A 24380-nucleotide genomic window follows, 5' to 3' on the forward strand; every position below is an offset into this window, starting at 1 on the left:
CAAGTTCTAGTTTCGTTGCACGTTTCAAGCAAAATTTGAGCGGACATTCCGGTTCGCTGCACAAAAAGGAGGAATGTCGACCCGATGCTTTCACCCGATTTTCTTTGGGGAGGCGCCACAGCGGCCAACCAATACGAGGGTGCCTACCGTGAAGGCGGGCGCGGTTTGTCGGTGAACGATGTGCACCGCGGCTGTCATTGCGGCCAGACCCGGCAGATTGACGGCCAGATCCAGCCCGGCGCCTACTATCCCAGCCACGAGGCGGTGGATTTTTACCACCATTACAAAGAGGACATTGCCCTGTTTGCTGAAATGGGCTTCAAGTGCTTTCGAATGAGTATCTCCTGGAGCCGGATTTTCCTCCAGGGCGATGAGGAAACACCCAATGAGGCCGGGCTGAAGTTCTACGACGAAGTCTTTGCGGAGCTGCACCGGTACAACATGGAGCCGGTGGTGACCCTGAGCCACTACGAGATGCCCCTGGCCCTGGTCCAAAAATACGGCGCCTGGCGGGACCGCCGGCTGGTGGAGTTTTTTGCCCGCTATTGTGAGACGGTGTTCCGGCGGTATAAGGGCGTTGTCCGGTACTGGCTGACCTTCAACGAGATCAATGCCCTGATGCTCAGCAGCCGTCCCTGGCTGCAGGCGGGCCTTGTCTATGGAGAGGATGAAAACGCCGCCCAATCCATGCTGAACGCTGCCCACCATCAGCTGCTGGCCAGCGCCCGGGCGGTGCGGCTGGGGCATGAAATTGACCCGGCCAACCGGATCGGCTGCATGCTCCTGTACCCGCTGCGTTACGGGGCCACCTGTGCGCCTCGGGACCAGCTGGAGGCCTACCAGCAGATGCGCCAGACCTATTACTTTGGGGATGTCCACTGCCGCGGCCGTTACACGGGGGCCTGTCAGGCGGTGTGGCAGCAGTTTGGCGCGGAACCCAGCCGCCAGCCCGGCGACGAAGAAATTTTGGCGCAGGGTACGGTGGACTTCATTGGGTTCAGCTACTATTGCTCCAACATCGTTGGCGCCGGCGTAGATGAAACGGGAGGCAATATCCTGGCCGGAGGCCGAAACCCCTATTTGGAAAGCAGCGAATGGGGCTGGCAGATTGATCCCACGGGTTTGAGATTGGCGTTAAACTATCTCTACGATCGCTATCAGAAACCGCTGTTCATTGTAGAAAATGGCCTTGGCGCACGGGATACGGTGGACCAGGACGGCCGGGTGCAGGATGACTACCGCATCGATTATCTGGCCCGGCACATCCGGGCCATGATGGATGCTGTGGAGAAAGATCATGTGGAACTGATGGGATACACTCCCTGGGGCTGCATTGACCTGGTCAGCGCCAGCACCGGAGAAATGAGCAAGCGCTATGGCTTGATCTATGTGAACAAGGACGATGATGGCAACGGGGATTTGTCCCGCAGCCGGAAAAAGAGTTTTTACTGGTACAAAAAAGTGATTGAAACCAACGGGGCTATTGTAAAGGAGTAATGCTTCTATGAAAACCATTTACCTGTTCTGCAACCAGGGTATGAGCACCAGCATGCTGGTGAAAAAGATGCAGGCCGCCGCCGCTGCCATGCAGTATGATGTCACCATTGCCGCCTGGCCTCTGTCGGAAGTGGATGTCAAGGGCGCAGAGGCGGATATGATTCTGCTGGGACCCCAGGTCCGCTATGCCGTCAAGAAGATCGCCGCCCAGTTCCCCGACAAAAAGGTGGATGCGGTGGATATGCGGGCCTATGGCCTGATGGATGGAAAATCCGTAGTTGAAATGGCCAAGAAGGCCCTGGGGGACTGAGCTATGGATGAAAAACTGCTGGTAACGATCTTCCAGATCATTGGTGCAGCGGGCAGCGCCAAGTCCAACTACATGGAAGCAATGGCAGCCGCCCGGGAAGGCAACTTTGACGAGATTGACCGCCTCTTGAAAGAGGGCGATGATTTCTACAAGGAGGCCCATGATATCCACATTGACCTGCTGGGGATGCAGGATTCCGAGGAAGGCCTGCCCACCAGTCTGATCCTGATCCACGCCGAGGATCAGATGATGAGCGCGGAACAAACGCGCATGATGGCAGAAGAATTCATCTACCTGTACAAAGATAAATACGGCGTGAAAGACTAATCGCTTGAGGCGCTGAAACAACAGACGGCCGCCCTCCACGCACCGTGGCGTGAGGGGCGGCCGTTTTGTCTATAAACCGCCGCCTCGTCCGTCTGGGAAGAAGCGGCGGTTTGATGTTTTAACAATCAGGCGGAACCGTAGGCGGCCTCGGCCTGGGTGAGGGTTTGCCGGATGCGTTCAACGTAGCCCGACTTCCACAGCATACACATGATGCTGTCGCAGCCCATCAGGGAATGGCTGCCGTCCAAAAGGGCGGTTGCACGGCAGCCGCCGCCGCATTTGTAGCGGTACGCACAGGCGGCGCATTCGGCATTGGCTGCAAACAAGTCCTTGATTCTTCCGTTGACAAACTGCATATAGTAGCTGTTGCTCAGCCCCTGCTTCAAACCGATGTCCTGTATTTTGGGGAAATTCTCCTGGTCCGGGCTGGATGTCATGGGCATACAGGGCAGCAGGCGGCCTTCCGGCGTGATATAGCAGGACATCCGCGCCGCACCGCACATGTAACAGTTCAGGCACTTTTCCGTGCCGTCGTGGGCCTCTGCTACGATCTTGCCGGGCTGGTCCCGGCGCAGAACAACCATGTTGGCGAGGGTCAAATACTCAATGGGCTTGCCCGCCTGGTAATACCAGGTAATATAGGGCAGCATCGCCTCGATGAATTCCTGATTGGTCAGGGCGTTTCCTTCACTGTTGTGCTCCCACAGCGGTGTGGGGGCCACGTTGGACGCTTTTACATTTTGGACACCCACGTCCCGCAGCGCTTCGATGGTCTGGGAAAATGTGTCCACATTGCCGCGGTGAATGCACATTTCCACATCGGTCAGGAATCCGCGCTCGTCACAGAGTTTCAGCGCCTGCAAAGCGGCGTCTTCCGCACCGGGCACACCCCGCATCCAATCATGCCAGCCCACACCATCAAAACTGATGGAAATACCCGGTTTGATGTTCCGGCGTTCCAATTCGTTCAGCACCTGTTCGTTCAGCAGCCAGCCATTGGTATAAATCGTTCCGATGGTCATTTTGTAGGAAAGAATCCGGTCCACCAGCTGCCAGAAATCCTTTCGGATCAGGGGCTCGCCGCCGGTGATATCCACCCGCAGTACCCCGCAGTCTGCCATCTGATCGATGAAATCGAAGGCTTGTTCGGTGGTGAGTTCGCCCAGTTTCCCGCAGGGGGCGTCCATGAAGCAGTGCCGGCAGCGGTAATTGCACCGCCCGGTAATAGACCAGAAAATACTTTGGACGTAACGATTTTTGTAATACTTGTAATACTGATCCGGTTCCAGCGGCTGGGGCTGAGAGATGGGTACGATGACCCCCTCCTGCTCATATTGCAGGCGGGCGGCCTCCATCCCGGGCGTAAGGGGGATGCGGTTCAGATCGGTCTCGCCGTCGCAGAGCAGCAGCAGCCGAAAGGCCTCCGCCGGGAGGGGGCGGGTCAAATTTTGGGGCCGCCGGATCAAAACGTGGGTCATTTGTTCCCAGCCGCGGAGTATATGGCCGGGGGTGAGTCTGTAAAACATAGCTGATCCTCGGTTTCTTCTCAAATGCGCAGGTATAAAAATCGGCAAACACGGCTGACAATACCGGGTTTGCCGATTGTTTGAGGCTTTGGCGGAACGCTCCTTCCAAAAGGGGGGAGATGCCGCGCCTTTTTCGTTTTTAGGTTTCCGTCAAACCATAATGACAGGCCACGCCGTTCTGGTTGGACCAGGTTAGACAACCACCATTTTCACCGCTGGTGGTGATCACGTCGCTGTTGTCAAAACAGATCACTTCAGCGGAAGCCTTTGTGTAAGTCGTGGAATGTTCCTCCATAGAAGCCTTTGTGTAAGTCATGAAATGTTCCTCCTTTCAACCAGAGAAATATACAACAGATGGAATCTCCTGCGTATTCTCCCTATTTTTGCGGATTCCCGGCGCATAGACTGCGGGGGAAGGGCGGGGTCAGAGTCCCTTGCTATTGCTGCCGTAGCAGTTGCCCTTGCTTTGGCCGTGCAGGCAATCGCCGTCGTTGGTGCCGTCGAGTCCGCTGGTGGTAATGACGTCGCTGTTGTCAAACAGGACGATCTCAGCTGCTGCCTTTTCGTACCATAAAAATTCCTCCCCATTGAATCCGGTGGTTTCTTTGCAGATGACAGTATATCGGATTTGGCGGGCACTGTCAATCAATAGCGCTGATTTGGTTCGAATTTGCGTGAAATTCTTTCGCTTTGGTTGGGAATTGTGCGGGGCGCGGGGGTTTCGGCTCAGCGGCGGAAGGAAAACGCCTTGCGGCGCACCCGTCCCGGCAGAGCCAGAAGCCAGAGCCGCGCGCGGCGCAGCCGCAGGGTTTTCAGATAGGACTGATAAGCCGGGCTCTGGCAGGAAACGTACTGCCCGCTCTCATCCGGGTAAAACCCGGCCATCACCCCGATGACCCACCCGGCCGGCACCATCTCGGGCCAGAGGCGGTTGTCTCCCAGGATGCGGTAGCTGTCCGGCTCCACCCGGATGACCCGATGGAGAACATACTCCCCGGTAGGCCGGCGGAACAGCGCCACATCCCAGCGCTTGAGCCGGGACGCCGGGGCCTGGATGACAACGGTGCTCTTCCGGTGATGGAGCAGCGGCTCCATGCTGTCGCCGGAGGTCTGAAAAAAGCCGCGGCCCTCCTCGGCCAGGACCTGCTCAATGGTCTTTTGCATCGAAATCCAGGGCCATTGAGATGGTCTGCAAAAACTCCTGTACATCCTGGCGGGCGGTGACTTCGTCCGGTCCGTCAAAGCGTTCCAGAGTCTTGGCCACCAGCAGGTCCTCGGTGGCGCCCTGTTCCAGCAGTTCCCAGTAGAATACGCCGGTGGAGTTCAAACGGATCATCCCGTTGAAGCTCTCGCTGGCCTCGCCGATGGCGATGACCATGGATTCATCTCCCAGCCGGCGCAGCAGAAAGCCCGGTTTGGTCTTTATCATCTTGGTTCCTCCTCATGGTATCATAAGCCAACCGGGCTGCCTGAGGCTGCCGGTTGCATTGCAGCAGATAAAAGGGGATGGTGCGGACCATCTGGTCCAGCAGGACAAAAAACCGGTCCAGCCGGGGCTGGTCCCGGGGGACCAGCAGCTGATGGAACAGCCGCGGAGTGATCTCGGGGCCGGACAGGCGGCGGATGTGGTTTTCCGGGCTTTGCTCCAGAAAGCAGACCGCCCGCACCGGACAGATGCAGTTGGAGCCCATTCCTTCTTTGCCGTTCCAGGGGGTGCCGCAGGCGCACAGGACCCCATCCATGAACCGCAGAATGGGTTTATCTCCGTTGATGACCTGGGCGTCGGGGCCGAATTGTTCCAGCCAGAGGCGGATGTGGGTGGTTTTGCCGGTGCCGCTGGGGGCACAAAAGACATAGGCGGCGCCGTCCACCGCCACCACGGCGCCATGGATCAGGAACGCGCCGTAATCCACCAGATGCAGGCAGATGGCGCGGTAAAGACAGAGGCCCTCACAGTAGCCCCAGAAACGGGAATCGTTTTCGGCATCGGCGGGGGAGTCGGACCGGCCGGGGCCGGCCTCCCGGATCAGATCCTGGTCCGATGCGCAGACGGTGAACAGGGGAGTGTCCTGGGTGATGTAGCCGGCGCAAAGCCGGCGAATGTAGGAATAGCGATGTTTGATGCCGATGGGGATACCGGCCATCCGGACGCAAAACACAGACTCTCTCCCTTTCCTGCGGGGCCGGAGGTGTTCAAACAGCCCCTCCACAGATCTCTCTCAAGTAAGATGAATTCCTATTACAGTATATAATATATAAGATGCTTCGTCAATAAAATTGTGCGGTTAAAAACAAAAAGTGTATGGCGCAGAGTAGAATTTGCGGCGGGTTTTGCCCGGACCTTGACAGCGGGGCCGGGGCGTGGTATCCTGTCCTTGCTGACCTGTAATACAGGTATACAGTTTTGGGACGGCACAGGCCGCCCCTGAACGCCGATTGGATCTGAAACGCCGGTTTTGGCTGCTGCGGCAGCCTGGGCCGGCACAGGATTTGTCTCAGCCTGCCGGGCCTGGCCCGGCCCGGGCTGCCATCCACAACAGAAAGGACAAAGCGCCATGTTTACTCTCCCTGTCTTTACCATTGACCAGCTGGTTCGCCGGATGGAGACCGAATACCCCGACCGGATCGCCATGCGCTATTACGACGACGCCAAAGAGGGCGTCCAGGAGGTTACTTACCGGCAGTATGCCCACGATATCCGCTGCATTGCAGGGGAGCTGGAAGCGACCCTGTCGGACCCCGTGGGGAAGAAAGTCTGCATTCTGGCTGCCAACAGCTACCACTATGCAGCCAGCATTTTCGGCTCCGTTCTGGCGGGAGCCGTGGTGGTGCCTCTGAACCTGCAGAAGAGCTGGGACGACATCCACTATGAGCTGGATCTGGTGGAGGCAGCCGCCGTTCTCCACGACGGGAAATATCTGGACCGGGAGCCTGCGCTGGGCGAGGTGTACGCCGACAAACTGCTGCCCATCACCGGGTATCAGAAGTACCAGCCCTCGGAGGGCCGGGTCTGCCAGGATCGGGAGGCCCTGATGGCCATTATGTTCACTTCGGGCACCACCGGCCGCAGCAAGGGCGTTATGCTCAGCCAGAAAAACCTCTTTGCACCCATGCCCGCCTACTGCGATCCCTTCAATGTGATGCTGGCGGAGATGGGTGTGGATCACTACGACTTCAACCACTTCACCGTCCTGCCCATGTTCCATATTGCGGCCTTTACCAGTCTGGTGTCCTGGGCCATCATGGGCATGGCTCACAACCTGTGCACCGACCTGCGGAACTTCTACCGCGACCTGTCCCTGATGCCCTGCGACACCATGGCGGCTGTGCCGGTGCTGCTGCAGTCCATCCATCGGGATGTGATGCGGGGCCGGAAGGACCGTCTGGGCAAGCTGCGGACCCTGACCTGCGGCGCTGCCGCCTGCACCCCCCAGATGATGCTGGATCTGATGCACAACGGCTTTTTCATCATGCAGATGTACGGTCTGACCGAGACCAGCGGCGACGGCACCTGGAACAACGACCAGAGCGAAAAGCACATCTCCTCGGTGGGCATGGGGGATGAGCCCATCTGCCAGTACTCCATCCAGGATGGGGAGCTGTGCATCAAGGGCGATCCCGTCATGATGGGCTACTACAAGGAGCCCGAGCTCACCGCCGAGGTGCTGGTGGACGGCTGGTTCCACACCGGCGACCTGGTGCGGAAGGACGAGGAAGGCTATTACTACATCACCGGCCGGAAAAAGAACCTGATTATCCTGGCCAGCGGCGAGAACGTCAGCCCCGAAGAGCTGGAGAAACTGCTGTCCGCCTGCACCGATGTGCAGGAGTGCATTGTCAAGGAGAAGGACGGCAAAATCTGCGCCGAGGTCTACTGCCCGGCAGAGGCTCAGGACGCCGTGCGGGCCCACATCACCGAGGTGAACCGCACTCTGCCCCTGTACAAGCGGATGACCCTGGTGGAGTTCCGCAGCGAGCCCTTCGCCCGCAACGCCACCGGCAAGCTGGTCCGCGGCTGATGCGGAGGACGAAAACCAAATAAACGCAAGGCAGGCCGCCCCCAAAAGGGCGGCCTGCCTTTTTGCCGGATGCCATGCAAGAAAAAGGATGTGCGGGACAAAAAATGAAAGTATACGTCGGATGGTGGATTTTTGCCTTGACAAACCGGCATCCCGCAGATATGATCAGAACATTCCTCTTTGCACTGCATTACATCCGGCCCCGGCCGGGTGCGAGATCAACAGTACAAACTGAGCAGGCGATGAACCGACAAGGTCATGGGGCCGGGCCGCCGTGTGCGGCAGCAGATGAAGTGTGTTATGACATCTGTGGGACAGTTGTATGTTCCACAGGTGTCTTTTTCTTTTTTCACAGGTGGAACAAACGTATCTCGGCGATGTGCTCATAAGAGAAAAATTCACTGTCATTCAACGCAAACATGTACAGGAGGGTTCTTTTATGACAACCAACAACCGCCAGCAGACCACCACCGCCGTCAGCCTGAATGAAAAGGCCGTCATCCGCAAACTGTCGCTGTGCAGCATCCTGGGCAACACCGTGTTGTCGGGGTTCAAGCTGTTCGCCGGCGTGACGGGCCATTCCGGCGCCATGATTTCGGATGCCATCCACTCCTTTTCGGATGTGCTCACCACCTTCATCGCCTGGTTCGGGGTGAAAATTTCCAAGAAGGCCCCCGACCGGGACCATCCCTATGGCCATGAGCGGCTGGAATGCGTGGCCTCGCTGGTGCTAGGAGCGGTGCTCCTCATCACCGGCCTGTGGGTGGGCAAAAACGGCCTGGAAACCATTGCCTCGGGGCAGTATGAGACTCTGGCGGCGCCGGGGATGATCGCCCTGGTGGCCGCGGTGCTGTCCATTGTGGGCAAGGAGGCCATGTACTGGTATACCCGCTACTATGCCAAGCTGATCCATTCCTCCGCCTTTATGGCGGACGCCTGGCATCACCGGTCGGATGCTTTTTCTTCGGTGGGCTCCCTGATCGGCATTGCAGGGGCACGGCTGGGCTTCCCGGTGCTGGACTCGGTGGCCAGCGTGGTGATCTGCCTGTTTATCATCAAGGTGGCCTATGACATCATGAAGGACGCCGTGGTGAAGATGCTGGACACCTCCTGCGGCGAGGAGTACGAGAGCAAAATCATCGACCTTGTCTCGGCCCAGGATGGCGTGGTGGGGGTGGACCAGCTCCGCACCCGGATGTTCGGCAGCAAGGTCTACATTGACCTGGAAATCGCCATGGACGGCAGCGAAACCCTGAGCCAGTCCCATCAGGTGGCCGAGCGAATTCACGACCAGCTGGAGAGCCAGTTCACCGACATCAAGCACATTATGATCCACGTCAACCCGGCGGAAAAATCTGCCTGACGGCCTGGAACATCCCATAAAAATCAGAAACGCCCCCGCTGCATGGTCTTGCGCAGCGGGGGCGTTTGCTTTATGGAAGAGGGATGGGGGAAACTTTTACTTCACGGTGTGGTAGCCATCGGGGTTGTTGCTCTGCCAGTTCCAGCTGTCGGCGCACATCTCCTCGATGCCGTACTCAGCCACCCAGCCCAGCTCACGCTTGGCCTTGGAGGGATCGGCGTAGCACTCGGCGATGTCGCCGGCGCGGCGGGGCTCGATGACGTAGGGCAGGGTCTTGCCGCAGGCCTTCTCAAAGGCGTGGAGGACTTCCAGCACGCTGTAGCCCTTGCCGGTGCCCAGGTTGCAGATGAAGAGGCCGCACTTGGTCTCCAGCTTGCGGATGGCGCAGACATGGCCGCGGGCCAGGTCCACCACATGGATGTAATCCCGCACGCCGGTGCCGTCGGGAGTGGGGTAGTCGTTGCCGAAGACATGGACCTTCTCCAGCTTGCCCACGGCCACCTTGGCGATGTAGGGCATCAGGTTGTTGGGGATGCCGTTGGGGTCCTCGCCGATCAGGCCGGACTTGTGGGCGCCGATGGGGTTGAAGTACCGCAGGACGGCCACGTTCAGGCTGGGATCTGCCTTGCAGACGTCGGCCAGAATCCGCTCGGTGAACACCTTGGTGGTGCCGTAGGGGTTGGTGGTGGCGCCGACGGGGAAGTCCTCGGTGATGGGGACGGTGGCGGGATCGCCGTAGACGGTGGCCGAGGAGCTGAACACAAAGTTGTGGCAGTCATGGCGGCGCATCACGTCCAGGATGGTGAGGGTGCAGTTCAGGTTGTTGGAGTAGTACTCAATGGGCTTCTGGACACTCTCGCCCACAGCCTTGTAGGCCGCGAACTGGATGACGGCGGTGATGTCCGGGCATTCGGTGAAAATGTGCTCGACCTGCTCGGGGTTGGTCATGTCCGCCTCAAAGAAGCGGAAGTCCTTGCCGGTGATCTGTTTGATGCGGTCCAGCACGACGGGGCAGGAGTTGTAGAAGTTGTCTGCCACCACAATGTCGTAGCCTGCGTTCAGCAGCTCAATGCAGGTGTGGCTGCCGATGTAGCCGGCGCCGCCCGATACCAAAATTGCCATAACAAAACCTTCCTCTCGATCGACTCTGTGGATATTGCCTGCCTGGGCAAGCGCCCCGGCTCTTCTTGATTACAGGATACCGCAGACGCCGCCCGGAATCAAGGGGCGGTGCGCTTATATACATGTAATTTTGTTGCGCGTTGCAAAAATGGAGGATGGGCCCACGCGATTTTTGATGCGGCCTTGATGAAGAATCAGACCACCGGATTCCTGCGCCCGGGCGCGCAAAACCAGGCCCCCCGGCAGGGAGCCTGGTTTTGGGATGTCCGGTTATGCGGTGGCGACGGAGGATGTACTCCCATCGCAGTACTGGCCGCTGTAGTCGATGACCATGCTGTCGAAGTGCTGCCAGTCGGTCTCCACCAGGGTGTAGGTGTCGTCCTCCAGCTTGAGCTGCAGCACCACCGACTGTTCGGGGCCATAGCCCATCTCGGGCAGCAGGGCCCGGATACCGTCCAGCACCGAGGCGGCATAGTCGTCCTCCAGGGCCTCATAGTCGGCGTCGGACATGGCGTCCAGGGCCTCCTGGGAGTAGATGCCGTGGCGGTCCAGGGCGGCGGCCCAGAGGCTGGCCGCATCGTTCTGGCTGGTGTAGCGGACCAGGATGTCCATGGGCTGAACGGTGACGGTCACCGCATAGCTGCCGTCGTCCAGCTTGCTGGCGGCGCCCACCTGGTACTTGCTGAGGGCGTAAATATCCCGGATGAGGGCCACCGCCCGTTCGGCGGAGGCGTCGGTGGGATAGATGTCAAAGTAGTCCATCAGGATTTCTGCTTCCGCCGTGGTGTTCCAGACGTAATTCTGTTCCTCGGCTTCCTCGGCGGTGATGCCGATCAGATCCAGATAATCCTGGTTGTACTGGCCCAGATAGCAGGCGTCCAGATCGCCCTGGATGTAGGCCCTGGCCTGGTCGGGGGTGACGTCACCGCAGGCGGCCAGCACAAAGACCAGGGCCGCGGCCATCAGAACGGATGCAAGGCGGTGGATGGTGCGGGTCATAGAAACCTCCTCAGAAGGCGGCGGTCAGATCACGCCGCACTGTTTGCCGGTGAAAAAGCGGAGGGTGTTGGACACCCGGAACACCTTGCCGGCCCGCAGCACCGTGGAGGGGAACTCCGGGTGGGAGGGGCTGCAGGGGAAGTGTTCGGTTTCCAGGGCGAAGCCGTCGTATTTCTGCATGGGATGCAGGCCCTTGCCGGGGCTGGGGCAGTCCTGGAGATAGTTGCCGGTGTAGAGATGGACGCCGGGCTGGGTGGTGTAGACCTTCATGCTGATGCTGCTCTCATCGCAGGTGGCCCAGGCACAGATGCTCTGGCGGGCGCCGGCCCGGGGCCGGTCGATGACAAAGCAGTGGTCGTAGCCGCCGCCCACAATGCGGGTCTGGTCGCTGCCGGGGTTCAGGTCCCGGCCGATGGCCTTGCCCTTGGTGAAGTCCATGGGGGTGCCGGCCACCGGCAGAATGCGGCCGGTGGGGCAGGTCTCCTCGTTGCTCTCCAGGTAGGTGGAGGCGAACAGCTTGAGCCGCTGGTTGAGGACCGAGCCCCCGCCGTTGAGGTTGAAATAGGTGTGGTTGGTCAGGTTGACAATTGTGTCGGCGTCGGAGGACACCCGGTAATCCATCCGGAAGGCATTGTCCGGGGTGAGGGTGTAGCGGACGGCAATCTTCATGTTGCCGGGGAAGCCGTCCTCCCCGTCGGGGCTTTCGGCCTCCAGAAGCAGGGTGTCGCCGAAGGCTTTCACCTCATAGGACTTGCGGGCAAAGCAGCCGTGGAGATGGTTGCGGCCGTTGTTGGCTTCCAGCTGGTAGGTTTTGCCGTTGAGGGTGAAGGCCGCCCCTTCGATCCGGTTGGCGTAGCGGCCCACAAAGGCGCCGCAGTAGGTGGCGGTGTCCAGCTCGTATTCCTGCATGGTGTCGTGGCCCAGGACCACGTCCACCGGGCCGCGCTTGGCCGGGACGATGATGTTTTTGATGATCGCCCCATAGTCCAGCACGCTGACCGTCAAGCCGCCGGGATTGGAGAGAATGTACTCGTTGACGGGGGTTCCGCTGTGGGTGAAACCAAAAAGCCTTGTTTCGATCTTGGCCATTGTGTCTGCCTCCTTCTGCCGGTATGCGGGCGGACACACAGAACACACCGCACCGGCCAAATTGGACCTGGTACAAAAAACGATCCGTTTCTCTATGATTATATCACAAATTTCAGACATTTGCAGGGAAATCTTTTGTGTTGTGAATATAAATTTTCGGGAGTTCTTTGTGGAATATAACCGAGACGGCAGAGCGCAGAAAACCGCTTAAACAAAGACGCCGCCCCGAAAAATCGGGGCGGCAGAGCGAAAGGAGGTATGGAGGAGTTTAGAGCCGTTCGCGGAGCGCGGCCAGTTCGTCGGCATCGCGGACGGGATCAAGCAGCTGCAGAGCGTCGCGGGCGTAGGTGCGGGGAGCCGGACGGAAGGTCTGTCCGGCCCGGTCGGTCAGCACTTCCAGCATGGCGTAGGCCGACTGGACGCGGGGATGGGAGGCGCTGGTGGCGGTGGGCTCGTCCTTCACCAGTTTGAAGTGCTCGGCGGTCATGTCGGCCAGCAGAGCATCCAGAGCGGCATCGGGGGAACCGGCCCGGTTCTTGAGGCCCTGGTACAGCAGCTGGGCCACAAAGCCCAGGGTGGAGGCGGTGTACCAGTTGCCGTCGAACTGGTTGGGGTTGACGGCGGGGTCGGTGACGGGGGAGTTGATCTTGTTGGTGAGGTAAATCACCACCAGCCGCTCGGCGGGATCGATGAGGGAGAGGGTGCCGGTCCAGCCCTGGTGGCCCACCGTGCCGGAGGAGGACTGGGTGCCGAAGTACCAGGCGCGGGCCAGGTCGGCTTCGCGCCACCAGCCCAGGCCCCAGTTGGCCGCCGACTCAATCTTGGGCGCGGTGAAGGTGTCCAGCACGTTGCGGCTGAACAGACGGTGGTTGCCGTAGCCGCCGTCCAGCATGGCCGAGGCCAGCACCGCCAGATCGGAGGCGTTGGCAAAGAGGCCGGCATGGCCCGACACGCCGCCCATGGCGTAGTAGGCTTTCTCGTCGTGGACCTCGCCCTGGAGGGTGTAGGTGCGGACGTCGGTGAAGGAGATGGCGCCGTCGCGGGTGTTGCCGTTCAGCTCGGTGGCGGCGCAGTCGTTGGGGCTGAAGCCGTGGTTCAGGGGCTGGTAAGTAATGTGGGTCAGGCCCATGGGCTGCCAGAAGTGGGCCGACAGGAAATCATCCAGACGGCTGCCGGTGACCTGCTCGATGACAAAGTCCAGCAGCATATAGTCCACGTCCGAGTAGAGGGTCTTGGTGCCGGGCTGGTACATCAGCGGGGTCTTGCAGATGGATTCCAGGGTGCGGTGGCGGGTGGCGTCGTCCCCGGCCGAGCCGGAATACAGGACGTTGGGCACCCCGGGCGCGGCCTTCTGGGTGGTCTGGTCAAAGGCATCGTTGTGGTACTGGGGATCGGCGGGGAAGCCGGCCTGATGCCGCAGCACGTCCCGGATGGTCAGCTGGGATTTCCACTGCTTGACGGTGGCCAGGCCGGGGTTTTCGTAGCCGTTGAAAGTGATGTCGATGGTGCTGTCCACAAAGGCGCTGCCCAGCAGGTCGGCGATCCGGGCGTCCAGGCTGATCTGGTTGTTGGTGACCAGATACTGCAATGCGTAGTTCACCGAATACATCTTGGTGTTGGAGGCCAGATCGTAGAGGGTGTCGTTGGTGACGGCGGGGCTGTCGGTCTTGGGGGTGCCGTCGGGATTGTAGGCGTTGACGGTGCCCCAGGCGTTCCGGTAGATCATCCGGCCGTCCTTGATGACCGCCATCTGGGCGCTGGTGAAGCCGTGGGCCACATCCGCCGCCACAATGGCGTCGATGGCGTTCAGAACCGAGGTGCTGAGGCCCACGTCGGAGGGCTTGCCCTCAATGACGGTGGGATAGGGGATGGAGATCTGGACCGTCTGGCCGGCGGGCTGGATGCAGCTCACCTGGAGGGTGTTGAGGCCGTTGACGGTGAGGCCCGAGATATCCACCGCCCACACGCCGCCGCCCGCCATCCGGCTGGTGTCCACGCTGTGGTTGTTGACGAAGAAGGCGAAGCTGGTGACTCCGGCGGCGGGGCAGACGTACAGGGTGCCCTGGCCGCTGTAGCCAAAGAAGGTGTACATCCCGTTCATGGCCAGGGTATCGTCCACATACCCGGCCCAGTCGGGGAAGGTGGGCTGGGCCTGCCAGGTGCCGGCCGGGAGGCTGGCGGCGGTGACAGAGGCTTTGGAGGAGAACAGGCAGTTTTCCTCTGCGGTTTCGGAGGGGGCCGGGGCGGCGGTGCCGGCTGCGGCTGCGGCGGGGAGGGCGGCGCTGCTGGCCAGGGCGGCAGCCCCGGCGGCGACCGATGCTTTGAGGAAGTTGCGGCGGCTGATCTGTGTCATAACAAGTTCCTTCTTTCCAAGCTGGTGTAAACGGCGACCGAAATAAAACGCCAGGCGGCAGAGCGCCGCGGCGGATGAGATGGCTACACTGTAATGCGAAAGAACAGAATTGTCAATAAAACTCGAACAAACAGAAACGTTGTTTCATAAAACCCTGAAATGCAGAATAATTGACCAATAGTTATAGAACAAATGGACAAAAACGGGGATGGGTATACAATATTCCGGGAATCGGAAGGCAAAAGAAAATCCCGCCCTTGCCGCCCGGCGGGCCGGCATGGGCGGGGGCGTGTCAGAAATTCTGGCCGTTCCAGCCCCAGTCGCTCACCGGATGATAGGTGACATAGACCGCCTGGGCGGGGATGCCCAGCTGGTCGGAAAGAATCCGGCTGAGCTGGCCGGTCATCTTGTCGTAGTCGGCGGGGGAGGCGGAGCCGTAGAGACTCACGGCGATATAGGCCCCCTGGTCCAGCTTGCGGCCGCCCAGCCAGAGGTCGCAGCTGTCCTGAATGGAAACCATCAGATAGGTTTCGGTCTTGTGCAGGGTGGTGATGGCCTGGCCAAAGGCGGCCTTGAGGGATTCCCGGCGGTCGGCCGGGACGGGCAGGGTGGTGCGCAGGTCAATGAAAGGCATGGCGGGTCCTCCTTGTCAGCCGTTGGCGGCGTCCAGGGCATCCAGGGCGGCCAGAACGTCGGCGGCGTTGGTGTCGGGTTTGACTTTGGGCATGGCCTTGAGGATGGTGCCGTCCTCCCCGATGAGGTAGGTGGAACGGACGGTGCCCATGCTCACCTTGCCGTACTGCTTTTTCTCCTTCCAGACGTCGTACAGCTCCAGGACGGCGTGGTCGGGGTCGGACAGCAGCAGGAAGGGCAGCTCATATTTGGCGGCAAACTTCTGGTGGGATGCGGCGGAGTCCTTGCTGACGCCGATGACCACCACGCCCCGCTGCTGGAATACGCCATAGGATGCGGCGAAGGCGCAGGCCTGGCGGGTGCAGCCGGGGGTGTTGTCCCGGGGATAGAAATACAGCACCACCTTCTTGCCCCGGAAGTCGGACAGGCGGTGGACCTGGCCCTCGGCGTCGGGCAGGGCGAAGTCGGGTGCGAGGGTGTTTTCACTGAGCATGAGAGATGCCTCCTTTTGTGTGGATGATGCCTTCAGGATACCATATTTAGGAGCTGGGAGCAAGCCTTTGGAGCAGGGGACGGGCTGCCTCTTGACGGCCTGACGGCGGCGCGTTATACTGTCCCGGACGGGGGCTGCAGCGGCGCAGCCTCCGCATGAAAAAGGACGAGAAAAAGAACCAAACAAAAGGAGAATTCATGTTATGCCATCTGGAGAAAAGAACCTGACGGAAGGGCCGCTGGCGCAGCAGATTCTGGTCTTCAGCGTGCCGTTGGTCCTGTCCAACCTGCTGCAGGCCCTGTTCAATATGTCGGATATCGCCGTAGTGGGACGGTTCGCCGGTTCCCAGGCTCTGGGCTCGGTGGGTTCCACCACCATCTTCGTCACCCTCATCACCGGTTTCCTTATCGGTCTGGGCGGCGGCGTCAACGTGCTGGTGGCCCGGTTCTACGGCGCCGGCAACACCCGGGATGTGGAGAAATCGGTCCATTCCTCCCTGCTGGTCTGTCTGGCCGCCGGCATCCTGATGCTGCTGATCGGCGTGGTGTTCTCGCCGGCGCTGCTGCGGCTTCTGGGCACCAAGCCCGACCTGCTGGAGGGAGCCATCCTCTATCTGCGGATTTATTTCCTGGGCATGCCCGCCATGGCCATCTATAACTTTGGCAACGGCGTGTTCAGCGCGGTGGGCAACACCCGCAAACCTCTGATTTACCTGTCTATTTCGGGCGCACTGAACGTGGTGCTCAACCTGTTCTTTGTCATTGTCTGCCAGATGAGCGTGGCGGGCGTGGCCCTGGCCAGTATCCTGACCCAGTACCTCTCGGCGGGCCTGATTCTGCGGGCGCTGGCCCGCACCGAAAGCTGCTACGGCATCCGCCGGGATCAGCTTCGCCTGGACCCCGCCATGACCCGCAGCATTCTGGGTCTGGGCGTTCCCGCCGGCTGCCAGAACGCCATTTTTGCCCTGGCCAACCTCTTCATTCAGGCCGGCATCAACACCTTTGACACGGTGGTGGTCAGCGGCAACTCGGCCGCCGCCAACGCCGACCCCCTGGTCTACGACGTGATGGCCGCCTTCTACACCGCCTGTTCCAGCTTTATGAGCCAGAACTACGGCGCCGGCAAGCGGAACCGGGTCAAGCGGAGCTATTTCATCTCCCTGGGCTATTCCTTCGGCATCGGCGCGGTACTGGGCCTGTCCCTGGTGTTCTTTGGCCGGACCTTTCTGGCCCTCTTTACCACCGAACAGGCGGTCATCGAGGCCGGTATGCAGCGCCTGGTGATTATGGGCCTGTGCTACCCGGTGTCGGCCTTCATGGACTGCACCATTGCCGCCTCCCGCGGCCTGGGCCGTACCATCGTCCCCACCATCATTGTGATTATGGGCTCCTGCGTGTTCCGTGTGGCATGGGTGTACACCATCTTTGCCTACTTCGGCACCCTCCAGTCCCTCTATCTGCTGTTTGTCTGCTCCTGGAGCATCACAGCCATCGCCGAGATCATCTACTTCGCCTGGGCCTACAAGGAACAGATGAAGATCTACGACCCGGCATAAATTCAGTTCCATCATCGACAGGAGACGCTCCGGGCGGGGCGTCTCCTTTTTTGCTGGAGCTGACCCCAGGGAGGACCCGCATCTTGACAGGCCGGGAATTTGGGTGTTTACTGGAATAAAGTATTGCCTGAAGGAGGGGCGGCTGCCATGGATGCGGCCGGATGTGTATGGAAAAGAATCTGACGACGGGCAGCGTATTCCGCAACATTGTGGGATTTTCACTGCCCTATTTGCTGGCCTATTTTTTGCAGACCCTGTACGGTATGGCCGACCTGTTCATCACCGGCCAGTTCAGCGGTACGGCGGACATCACGGCGGTGTCCATCGGCAGCCAGGTGATGCACATGATCACCGTCATGATTGTGGGCCTGGCCATGGGCACCACCATCGCCATCGGCCGGGCAGTGGGAGGTCAGGAGAGGGAAAAGGCCTCCCTGGCCATCGGCAACAGCGTCACCCTGTTTATGGGATTGTCGGTGGTGCTGACGGCGGTGCTGCTGGCTTTGGTGCGGCCCATTGTGGCGGTGATGTCCACCCCCGCCGAGGCGGTGGAGGGAACGGTGCAGTATCTCATCATCTGCTTTATCGGCATTCCCTTTATCACCGCCTATAACATCATCAGCTCGATTTTCCGGGGGCTGGGAGACTCCAGGAGCCCCATGAAATTTGTGGCGGTGGCCTGCGCGGCCAATATCCTGCTGGACTATCTGTTCATCGGCGGGATGCACCTGGGCCCGGCGGGCGCGGCTCTGGGCACCACCCTGTCCCAGACCCTCAGCGTGGTGGTGTCCCTGGTGATGGTGACCCGCCAGAAAACCGCCCTCACCCTGGGGAAAGCCAGCTTCCGCCCCCGAAAGGACGTGCTGGGCTCCATCCTGCGGGTGGGCGTGCCGGTGGCCCTGCAGGACGGGTTCATCCAGATTTCCTTTCTGCTGATTACCGTCATCGCCAACAGCCGCGGCCTGGACGACGCGGCCGCCGTGGGCATTGTGGAAAAGGTCATCAGCTTTGTGTTCCTGGTGCCCAGCTCGATGCTGTCCACCGTGTCGGCCCTGGCGGCCCAGAACATCGGCGCCGGCAAATACGACCGGGCCGCCCAGACCCTCCGGTATGCGGTGGGGATGTGCCTGGGCTTTGGGCTGGTGGTGGGCATTGTGGTGCAGTTCACCGCCGGAAACATTGTGGCCCTCTTTGACAGCACCCCCGGGGTGGTGGCCGCCGGCAGCCAGTACATCCGGGGCTATATCTGGGACTGTATGTTCGCCGGGGTGCACTTCAGCTTCAGCGGGTATTTCTGCGCCTATGGCCGGTCGGGGGTGTCCTTCCTCCACAACGCCCTGTCCATTGTGCTGATCCGCATTCCGGGGGCCTATCTCATGTCCCTGCTGTTCCCGGAAACGCTGCTGCCCATGGGCTGCGCCGCCGTGGCCGGCTCGCTGCTGTCGGTGGTGGTCTGCCTGATTGCGATGGCCTGGCTGCGGCGCAAAGGCGCCCTGGACCGGCCGGCGGCGGTGTGAAGGTTCACAAAATCCTCAAACAAATCGGGTTGACATTCCCGGGAGGCTGTGATACAGTGTAGGCGTTTGATAGGTAAGGCTCCTACAGGGATATGGGCTGCTGCCGCAAAACGGTGGAGACACCGTGCGCAGGTCTGAACAGGATGCGTCGCAACAAGGCGCATCATAATGCAGCTACACCGCCCTGCAGAGCTAAAGCTCAGGCGAACGTATGTGTGTTTTTTGCCCGCTTGTCCTGTCGGACGAGCGGGATTTTGTTTTTTGGTCCAGAAAGGCAGGTGGATGCAATGGACCCCAGCAGTAGACGAAGGCGGGCAGACCGCAGACAGCACAGCCATTGGAGAGGGTACAGGCATCCCGGCCTGATGCCTTGATTCCGTGCGCTCTGTGCGTCCGTGATCTGCCGGAAACGGTGGAGACGGGCGCTTTTTTGCGCCCTTCTCCCGGGAAGGGAGGATCACATCATGATGATGAAATGGATCAAAGCATATGCCGCGGCGCAGAACACCGCCGCCAAGCTGTCGGATGCACGCCTGCGGGAGGCTGCGGCCTGCACCGAACAGGAACTGATGGAAAAGCTGGGCACCGCCCCGGCCGGCCTGACCGAGGAACAGGCCGAGGCCGCCCGGGAAACCTTTGGGGCCAACCGTCTGGCCCGGGTCAAGCGCAAGAGCGGTCCCCGGCGGCTGCTGGAGGCCTTCGCCGATCCGTTCTCGCTGGTGCTGCTGCTGTTGGCGGTGGTGTCGGCCCTGACGGATGTGGTGTTTGCCCCGCCGGCAGAGCGGAGCTATACCACGGTGGTCATCATCACCGTCATGGTGGTGGTGTCGGGGGTGCTGCGGTTTGTCCAGGAGACCCGCAGCAGCAACGTGGCCGAAAAGCTCACCGCCATGATTCACACCACCGCCTGCATGGAGCGCGATGGCGTGCGGGCCGAGCGCCCCATGGAGGAGATCGTGGTGGGGGACATCATCCACCTGTCGGCCGGGGATATGATCCCGGCGGACCTGCGGATTCTCAGCGCCAAGGATCTGTTTTTGAGCCAGTCGGCCCTCACCGGCGAGAGCGAGCCGGTGGAAAAGTGGGGCGAGCCCGACAGCCGGGACCTGCCCCTGACCGAGCTGCCCTGCCTGGTGTTTCAGGGCAGCACCGTGGTCAGCGGCAGCGCCCGCGCGGTGGCGGTGGCTGTGGGCGGCAATACCATGTTCGGCGCCATCGCCCGGACCCTGAGCGACAAGCCCCCCAAGACCGCCTTTGACAAGGGCATCGGCTCGGTATCCCGGCTGTTGATCCGGTTTATGGCGGTGATGGCCCCGGTGGTCCTGCTGCTGAACGGCTTCACCAAGGGCAGCTGGATGGAGGCTCTGCTGTTCGCCATCTCGGTGGCGGTGGGCCTGACCCCTGAGATGCTGCCCATGATCGTCACCACCTCTCTGGCCAAGGGCGCCCTGGCCATGAGCAAGCAGAAGGTCATCATCAAGAACCTGAACGCCATCCAGAATCTGGGCTCGGTGGACATCCTCTGCACCGACAAGACCGGCACCCTGACCCAGGACAAGGTAGTGCTGGAAATGCACCTGGACATCGACGGCCGGCCCAACGACCGGGTTCTGCGCCACGCCTTTTTGAACAGCTGGTTTCAGACCGGGCTGAAAAACCTGATCGACCTGGCGGTCATCGAAAAGCAGCAGGAGCTGGGGGCCGAAACCCTGGTCCAGACCTACCGCAAGGTGGACGAGGTGCCCTTTGACTTTGAGCGCCGCCGGATGAGCGTGGTGGTCTGCGACACCGCCGGCAAGACCCAGATGGTCACCAAGGGCGCAGTGGAGGAGATGCTGTCCTGCTGCGCCTGGGCCGAACGGGACGGCCAGCCTCTGCCCCTGACCGATGACCTGCGCCGCCAGGTACTGGCCCAGGCCGACCGGATGAACGCCCAGGGAATGCGGGTGATTGCGGTGGCACAGAAGAGCAATCCCGCCCCGGTAGGCCAGTTCTCCACCGCCGATGAGTGCGATATGGTGCTGATCGGCTTCCTGGCCTTCCTGGACCCGCCCAAGGCCACCGCGGCCGCCGCCATTGAGGCCTTGAACAACTACGGCGTTCAGGTCAAGATCCTCACCGGCGACAACGAGAAGGTCACCTGCGCCATCTGCGGCCAGGTGGGCCTGCCTGCCGACCGGGTGCTGCTGGGCAGCGAGATGGACGCCCTCAGCGACGAGGAGCTGGCCCGCCGCGCCGAGACGGTGTCGGTGTTCGCCAAGCTGTCCCCGGCCCAGAAGGCCCGCATCATCCAGCTGCTGCGGAAAAACGGCCACTGCGTGGGCTATATGGGGGACGGCATCAACGATGCCGCCGCCCTGCGGGCCGCGGATGTCAGCATCTCGGTGGACACCGCCGTGGATATCGCCAAGGAGTCGGCCTCCATTGTCCTGCTGGACAAGGACCTGATGGTGCTGGAACAAGGCCTCATCGAGGGCCGCAAGACCTACGCCAACATGATGAAGTACATCAAGATGACCGTCTCCTCTAATTTCGGCAACATGCTGTCGGTGCTGGCAGCCAGCGCATTCCTGCCCTTCCTGCCCATGACAGCCCTCCAGCTGATTCTGCTGAACCTGGTGTACGACCTGTCCTGCACCGCCATTTCCTGGGACAACGTGGACGAGGACTATCTCCGGGCCCCCTGCCGCTGGGATGCCGACGGCATCGGCCGGTTCATGTTCTGGAACGGCCCGGTGAGCTCGGTGTTTGACATCCTCACCTTCCTGCTGATGTACTTTGTGTTCTGCCCGGCCTCCGCCGGCGGCAAGCTGTACACCCAGCTCACCGACCCCGCCGCCAAAGACGCCTGGGCCGCCCTGTTCCAGACCGGCTGGTTTGTGGCCTCCATGTGGACCCAGACCATCGTCATCCACATGATCCGCACCCCCAAACTGCCCCTGATCCAGAGCCGCGCCTCGGCCCCGCTCACCGCCCTGACGCTGGCGGGCATCGGCGTGGTGACCGTGCTGCCCTTTACGCCCCTGGCTCCGGCTCTGGGCCTGACCGCTCTGCCTGCGGGCTACTTCGCCGCCCTGGCGGGAATTGTGGCGGGCTACATCCTGCTGGAAAGCCTGGCCAAGAAGCACTACATCCGCCGGTATCACAACTGGCTGTAATCTGAAAAAGGAACACACCATGGAACACCCGACCCAGCCCGGCGGCCGCGATGGAACACCATCGGGCCGCGAGGTCCCCTCACAACGAAAAAATCCGCTGTTTCCGCCGGATGCCGGCAGGGAACATGCGGATTTTTTGTTGTCTGTGGTTTGGGGTTATTCCCGGGTGATCTGCTGGAAGAAGGCCCGGGCCCGCTCCAGGTCCTGGGCGTTGGGATGGCCCTTGGCCAGGCCGCCCACCAGCTTGAAGGGGCCGAAGGTGTCGTAGCCCTTGCAGCCGAATTCGCCCACCACGGTGCAGCCCCGCTGGGCGGCAAGGGCCCGCAGGGCCTTGGAGCCGGAGCCTTTGGCGCCGCCGTAGGTGCAGACGAAAAAGACCTTTTTGTTTTGGGGGAGGTACTGCCGGGCGAATTCCACCACGGCCCTGTGGTATTCAAACCCGTAAATCCCCGAGGCGAACCCGATGCAGTCGTAGTCCTCCAGATGGACGGCCTGCCGGGTCCGCACGTCCACCAGGTCGGCGGCGCCCTCCCGGGCCATGGCCTGCACCACCTGCAGGGTGTTGCCGTGGTGGAACGAAAGATAACAGATTGCGGTTTTCATGGCGTTCTCCTTTGGGTCACTGGGCGTCCTGGTCCAGGGCCTCGATCAAAAAGCTCACCGGCCGGAAGCCGTCGTTGCAGGAAATCATGGCCGAACGGGGATTCTTCATCCAGCCGTCGTAGAAGTTCTGGCCGCCGTGGCTCAGGGCCAGCACAAAGGGGGACATGGTGTCCCAGGCGCTCTGACACAGGCCTTCCGGCTTTTCCCAGCCGTTGGCGATGAACACCTGGCCCGGCTTCAGGTCGCAGGCGTGAAGGATGGGGTTCTCATAGGCGGCGATGAGGTCGTCGTACCGCGCCATCCGCATGACGGTGATTCTGCATTGTTTCATGGCGGTTCCTCCTGTGGGGTGTGTGCCTATTGTAGCACACCGCCGCCCGGGAGGAAAGGGGAAGGGCGCTTGCTGAACGCGATATGAATTTCAAGACAAAAAGAAAAACACCCGGCAACCTTTTTGAGGATGCAGGGTGTTTTTTGTGGTGCGGCCGGGGGGATTCGAACCTCTGGCCTTTGGAGTCGGAGTCCAACGCTCTATCCAGCTGAGCTACGACCGCACATGAGCTGATGAAACCATCAGCACCAAAGAGTATACCATACTTTGGAGCAAAATGCAAATGGAATTTTTGGCGGGAACGGTCGATGGAACCGCCCTGCATTCTATTATATATAGGACAAAGTCAGCCCTTGCGGTTCCGCAGCCAGATGCGGTACAGGCCGTCGGACACCAGGTTCTCCCGGTAGAGGATGGAGGTGCGGCAGGCCTTGCGGAGGTTGGCGGGCAGGTTGCCGGTGGCATAGAAACGGGTCTCGGGGCCCAGTTCGGCCCGGAAGCGGTCGGCCAGGCCGTCCAACAGGCAGGCGGTGCCCAGCAGTAGACCGGCCTGGAGGCAGGCGGAAGTGTTCTTGCCCAGCACCGAGGCGGGAGCCGGGGCGGTGAGATCCACCTGGGGCAGCTGGGCGGTGTTCTGGACCAGACTGGTCATGGAGAGCTGGGGACCGGGCAGGATGACGCCGCCCACCAGTTCCTTCTGGGCGTTGACCGCCATAATGGACAGGGCGGTGTCCGAGAAGATCACCGCCATGGGGGCCGGGCCTTCGGCCATGGCCGCCACCACGCCGCACAGCAGTTCGGCGCCCAGCTGGGCGGGCTGGTCCAGACGGAGCTTGAGGCCGCTTTTCAGGCCGGGACCCACCGTCATGATCCGCACCGAGGTGAGCATCCGCAGAGCGGCAATGACCTTCCCGGTGAGAGCCGGCACCACGCTGGCCAGAATGACCCCCTCAATCTGCTGGGGGTCGGCGTGATGCAGGGTGAGAAGGTGGATCAGACGGATGGCGTATTCATCCGATGTGGCAGAAGCGGCAGACAGTTTTCCGGAGAAATGCAGGACGCCTCCTATATAGGCGGCGACGGTGATATGGGTGTTGCCGATGTTGACGGTCAGAATCATGGCAGGCCTCTCTTATAACTTCCTATATATAATAGATAAGAACCTGCCTCTATTGTACGACGAGACAGGCAAAATCGCAAGTGAAAACAAAATCCTGAAAAAAGTTGAAAAAAGGGGTTGACAAAAAGAGGGAAAGGTAGTACTATATGTGAGCGCCCTGACGGGGCGGCCCACAAAGCGAAAAGAACTGAAAAACACTTCGAAAAAAGTGCTTGACAAGTTCAAAACGCTGTGGTAAAATAAACAGGTCGCCAGCCGAGAGGCTGAGCGGACAGGACCTTGAAAATTGAACAATATCGAATACTTGTAACGGAACCTTTAAAGTGTTGGAAACACTTAAAATTCCAAAAAGTAATTCATACAGG

At 60.6% G+C, this 24380-nt stretch carries 24 protein-coding genes, 1 tRNA gene and 2 riboswitches; of the genes, 8 read left to right on the top strand and 17 right to left on the bottom strand.

The genetic code is table 11. The features are described 5' to 3' along the window. The first annotated feature begins 84 nt into the window (after positions 1 to 84). The 3 genes from B5E67_RS06915 to B5E67_RS06925 are packed head-to-tail and all read left to right on the top strand — an operon-like array spanning position 85 to position 2134. Positions 85 to 1497 carry a 6-phospho-beta-glucosidase gene (locus tag B5E67_RS06915; RefSeq protein WP_087384253.1) on the top strand — a complete coding sequence of 471 codons (1413 nt, stop codon included), beginning with the start codon at positions 85 to 87 and terminating at the stop codon, positions 1495 to 1497. A 7-nt stretch (positions 1498 to 1504) separates the two neighbouring features. Then, positions 1505 to 1807 carry a PTS sugar transporter subunit IIB gene (locus tag B5E67_RS06920; protein ID WP_087384256.1) on the top strand — a complete coding sequence of 101 codons (303 nt, stop codon included), beginning with the start codon at positions 1505 to 1507 and terminating at the stop codon, positions 1805 to 1807. Positions 1808 to 1810: 3 nt separating this feature from the next. Further along, complete coding sequence (locus B5E67_RS06925) at positions 1811 to 2134, top strand: PTS lactose/cellobiose transporter subunit IIA (protein ID WP_087367456.1); 324 nt, start codon at positions 1811 to 1813, stop codon at positions 2132 to 2134. Positions 2135 to 2259: 125 nt separating this feature from the next. Here the strand turns inward: B5E67_RS06925 and B5E67_RS06930 are convergent, their stop codons facing one another. The 6 genes from B5E67_RS06930 to B5E67_RS06950 all read right to left on the bottom strand — a co-directional run bounded on the left by B5E67_RS06930 (position 2260) and on the right by B5E67_RS06950 (position 5819). Then, positions 2260 to 3660, bottom strand: a complete 1401-nt coding sequence (locus B5E67_RS06930) for a radical SAM protein (RefSeq protein WP_087384260.1) — start codon at positions 3658 to 3660, stop codon at positions 2260 to 2262. 139 nt (positions 3661 to 3799) lie between these two features. Then, positions 3800 to 3976, bottom strand: a complete 177-nt coding sequence (locus B5E67_RS15595) for a hypothetical protein (RefSeq protein WP_158098859.1) — start codon at positions 3974 to 3976, stop codon at positions 3800 to 3802. 108 nt (positions 3977 to 4084) lie between these two features. Beyond that, positions 4085 to 4309 carry a hypothetical protein gene (locus B5E67_RS06935; RefSeq protein WP_087384263.1) on the bottom strand — a complete coding sequence of 75 codons (225 nt, stop codon included), beginning with the start codon at positions 4307 to 4309 and terminating at the stop codon, positions 4085 to 4087. Between the two features lie 77 nt (positions 4310 to 4386). Further along, on the bottom strand, positions 4387 to 4824 hold the full coding sequence (locus tag B5E67_RS06940; protein ID WP_158098860.1) for a S24/S26 family peptidase: 438 nt from the start codon (positions 4822 to 4824) through the stop codon (positions 4387 to 4389). Then, positions 4808 to 5089, bottom strand: coding sequence for a PqqD family protein (locus B5E67_RS06945; RefSeq protein ID WP_087384269.1), 282 nt, complete (start codon positions 5087 to 5089; stop codon positions 4808 to 4810). Before B5E67_RS06945 ends, B5E67_RS06940 begins: the two co-directional genes overlap by 17 nt. Then, positions 5043 to 5819: a hypothetical protein gene (locus B5E67_RS06950; RefSeq protein WP_143405400.1), complete on the bottom strand. Its 777-nt coding sequence runs from the start codon at positions 5817 to 5819 to the stop codon at positions 5043 to 5045. The genes B5E67_RS06945 and B5E67_RS06950 overlap by 47 nt, the downstream gene beginning before the upstream one ends. Positions 5820 to 6215: 396 nt before the next feature. On the opposite strand from B5E67_RS06950, the gene B5E67_RS06955 reads away from it, so the two are divergent. Together B5E67_RS06955 and B5E67_RS06960 are read left to right on the top strand one after the other, a co-directional pair. Further along, complete coding sequence (locus B5E67_RS06955; protein WP_242956847.1) at positions 6216 to 7679, top strand: class I adenylate-forming enzyme family protein; 1464 nt, start codon at positions 6216 to 6218, stop codon at positions 7677 to 7679. 221 nt (positions 7680 to 7900) lie between these two features. Further along, positions 7901 to 7999: riboswitch (NiCo riboswitch) on the top strand. Positions 8000 to 8118: 119 nt separating this feature from the next. Then, entirely contained in the window at positions 8119 to 9042 is a 924-nt protein-coding gene (locus B5E67_RS06960; RefSeq protein WP_087384274.1) for a cation diffusion facilitator family transporter, read from the top strand. 96 nt (positions 9043 to 9138) lie between these two features. Here B5E67_RS06960 and galE read toward each other — a convergent pair whose 3' ends face one another. From galE to B5E67_RS06990, 6 genes are all read right to left on the bottom strand, one after another. Continuing rightward, the gene (galE, locus tag B5E67_RS06965) at positions 9139 to 10164 is read right to left on the bottom strand and encodes a UDP-glucose 4-epimerase GalE (protein WP_087248832.1); all 1026 of its coding nucleotides are present in this window, start codon (positions 10162 to 10164) and stop codon (positions 9139 to 9141) included. A 270-nt stretch (positions 10165 to 10434) separates the two neighbouring features. Continuing rightward, the gene (locus B5E67_RS06970; protein ID WP_087384276.1) at positions 10435 to 11163 is read right to left on the bottom strand and encodes a hypothetical protein; all 729 of its coding nucleotides are present in this window, start codon (positions 11161 to 11163) and stop codon (positions 10435 to 10437) included. A gap of 24 nt (positions 11164 to 11187) precedes the next feature. Next, positions 11188 to 12252, bottom strand: coding sequence for an aldose epimerase family protein (locus B5E67_RS06975; protein ID WP_087248828.1), 1065 nt, complete (start codon positions 12250 to 12252; stop codon positions 11188 to 11190). 268 nt (positions 12253 to 12520) lie between these two features. Continuing rightward, a complete protein-coding gene (pbp4b, locus tag B5E67_RS06980; RefSeq protein ID WP_087384279.1) occupies positions 12521 to 14605 on the bottom strand; it encodes a penicillin binding protein PBP4B in 2085 nt (694 codons plus the stop codon). A 292-nt stretch (positions 14606 to 14897) separates the two neighbouring features. After that, positions 14898 to 15239 carry a phenylpyruvate tautomerase MIF-related protein gene (locus B5E67_RS06985; RefSeq protein ID WP_087384282.1) on the bottom strand — a complete coding sequence of 114 codons (342 nt, stop codon included), beginning with the start codon at positions 15237 to 15239 and terminating at the stop codon, positions 14898 to 14900. 15 nt (positions 15240 to 15254) lie between these two features. Continuing rightward, entirely contained in the window at positions 15255 to 15731 is a 477-nt protein-coding gene (locus B5E67_RS06990; protein WP_087384285.1) for a peroxiredoxin, read from the bottom strand. Between the two features lie 202 nt (positions 15732 to 15933). Here B5E67_RS06990 and B5E67_RS06995 point away from each other — a divergent pair, with 202 nt between their 5' ends. The 3 genes from B5E67_RS06995 to mgtA all read left to right on the top strand — a co-directional run bounded on the left by B5E67_RS06995 (position 15934) and on the right by mgtA (position 21961). Next, positions 15934 to 17286: an MATE family efflux transporter gene (locus B5E67_RS06995; protein WP_087384288.1), complete on the top strand. Its 1353-nt coding sequence runs from the start codon at positions 15934 to 15936 to the stop codon at positions 17284 to 17286. A gap of 167 nt (positions 17287 to 17453) precedes the next feature. Next, positions 17454 to 18803: an MATE family efflux transporter gene (locus B5E67_RS07000; RefSeq protein WP_087384291.1), complete on the top strand. Its 1350-nt coding sequence runs from the start codon at positions 17454 to 17456 to the stop codon at positions 18801 to 18803. A 58-nt stretch (positions 18804 to 18861) separates the two neighbouring features. Continuing rightward, positions 18862 to 19022, top strand: a riboswitch (M-box (ykoK) riboswitch). Positions 19023 to 19273: 251 nt separating this feature from the next. Then, a complete protein-coding gene (gene mgtA / locus B5E67_RS07005; RefSeq protein WP_242956850.1) occupies positions 19274 to 21961 on the top strand; it encodes a magnesium-translocating P-type ATPase in 2688 nt (895 codons plus the stop codon). Positions 21962 to 22117: 156 nt separating this feature from the next. On the opposite strand, the gene B5E67_RS07010 is transcribed toward mgtA, so the two are convergent. The 5 genes from B5E67_RS07010 to B5E67_RS15715 form a co-directional block, all read right to left on the bottom strand. Further along, complete coding sequence (locus tag B5E67_RS07010) at positions 22118 to 22564, bottom strand: flavodoxin family protein (protein WP_087384298.1); 447 nt, start codon at positions 22562 to 22564, stop codon at positions 22118 to 22120. A 16-nt stretch (positions 22565 to 22580) separates the two neighbouring features. Beyond that, positions 22581 to 22895 (bottom strand): TIGR04076 family protein, encoded by a 315-nt coding sequence (locus B5E67_RS07015; protein ID WP_087384302.1) that lies wholly within the window; start codon positions 22893 to 22895, stop codon positions 22581 to 22583. 146 nt (positions 22896 to 23041) lie between these two features. Continuing rightward, positions 23042 to 23118, bottom strand: a tRNA-Arg gene (locus B5E67_RS07020). A 123-nt stretch (positions 23119 to 23241) separates the two neighbouring features. Then, entirely contained in the window at positions 23242 to 24015 is a 774-nt protein-coding gene (locus B5E67_RS07025) for a type III pantothenate kinase (protein WP_087368969.1), read from the bottom strand. A gap of 142 nt (positions 24016 to 24157) precedes the next feature. Then, the coding region (locus B5E67_RS15715) for a hypothetical protein (RefSeq protein ID WP_204246533.1) at positions 24158 to 24380 on the bottom strand (223 nt) is incomplete at its 5' end.

Origin of the sequence: Faecalibacterium sp. An122, from assembly GCF_002160895.1 — a bacterium.
Taxonomy (GTDB): Bacteria; Bacillota; Clostridia; order Oscillospirales; family Ruminococcaceae; genus Faecalibacterium.

Coding starts and splice junctions, on each gene's coding strand:
- B5E67_RS06995 (WP_087384288.1), top strand. CDS start 15,934: ATGCCATCTGGAGAAAAGAACCTGACGGAAGGGCCGCTGGCGCAGCAG.
- B5E67_RS07025 (WP_087368969.1), bottom strand. CDS start 24,015: ATGATTCTGACCGTCAACATCGGCAACACCCATATCACCGTCGCCGCC.
- B5E67_RS06940 (WP_158098860.1), bottom strand. CDS start 4,824: ATGCAAAAGACCATTGAGCAGGTCCTGGCCGAGGAGGGCCGCGGCTTT.
- B5E67_RS06975 (WP_087248828.1), bottom strand. CDS start 12,252: ATGGCCAAGATCGAAACAAGGCTTTTTGGTTTCACCCACAGCGGAACC.
- B5E67_RS06955 (WP_242956847.1), top strand. CDS start 6,216: ATGTTTACTCTCCCTGTCTTTACCATTGACCAGCTGGTTCGCCGGATG.
- B5E67_RS06915 (WP_087384253.1), top strand. CDS start 85: ATGCTTTCACCCGATTTTCTTTGGGGAGGCGCCACAGCGGCCAACCAA.
- B5E67_RS06920 (WP_087384256.1), top strand. CDS start 1,505: ATGAAAACCATTTACCTGTTCTGCAACCAGGGTATGAGCACCAGCATG.
- B5E67_RS15595 (WP_158098859.1), bottom strand. CDS start 3,976: ATGACTTACACAAAGGCTTCTATGGAGGAACATTCCACGACTTACACA.
- galE (WP_087248832.1), bottom strand. CDS start 10,164: ATGGCAATTTTGGTATCGGGCGGCGCCGGCTACATCGGCAGCCACACC.
- B5E67_RS06930 (WP_087384260.1), bottom strand. CDS start 3,660: ATGTTTTACAGACTCACCCCCGGCCATATACTCCGCGGCTGGGAACAA.
- pbp4b (WP_087384279.1), bottom strand. CDS start 14,605: ATGACACAGATCAGCCGCCGCAACTTCCTCAAAGCATCGGTCGCCGCC.
- B5E67_RS06990 (WP_087384285.1), bottom strand. CDS start 15,731: ATGCTCAGTGAAAACACCCTCGCACCCGACTTCGCCCTGCCCGACGCC.
- mgtA (WP_242956850.1), top strand. CDS start 19,274: ATGAAATGGATCAAAGCATATGCCGCGGCGCAGAACACCGCCGCCAAG.
- B5E67_RS07000 (WP_087384291.1), top strand. CDS start 17,454: ATGGAAAAGAATCTGACGACGGGCAGCGTATTCCGCAACATTGTGGGA.
- B5E67_RS06960 (WP_087384274.1), top strand. CDS start 8,119: ATGACAACCAACAACCGCCAGCAGACCACCACCGCCGTCAGCCTGAAT.
- B5E67_RS07010 (WP_087384298.1), bottom strand. CDS start 22,564: ATGAAAACCGCAATCTGTTATCTTTCGTTCCACCACGGCAACACCCTG.
- B5E67_RS06985 (WP_087384282.1), bottom strand. CDS start 15,239: ATGCCTTTCATTGACCTGCGCACCACCCTGCCCGTCCCGGCCGACCGC.
- B5E67_RS07015 (WP_087384302.1), bottom strand. CDS start 22,895: ATGAAACAATGCAGAATCACCGTCATGCGGATGGCGCGGTACGACGAC.
- B5E67_RS06945 (WP_087384269.1), bottom strand. CDS start 5,089: ATGATAAAGACCAAACCGGGCTTTCTGCTGCGCCGGCTGGGAGATGAA.
- B5E67_RS06970 (WP_087384276.1), bottom strand. CDS start 11,163: ATGACCCGCACCATCCACCGCCTTGCATCCGTTCTGATGGCCGCGGCC.
- B5E67_RS06925 (WP_087367456.1), top strand. CDS start 1,811: ATGGATGAAAAACTGCTGGTAACGATCTTCCAGATCATTGGTGCAGCG.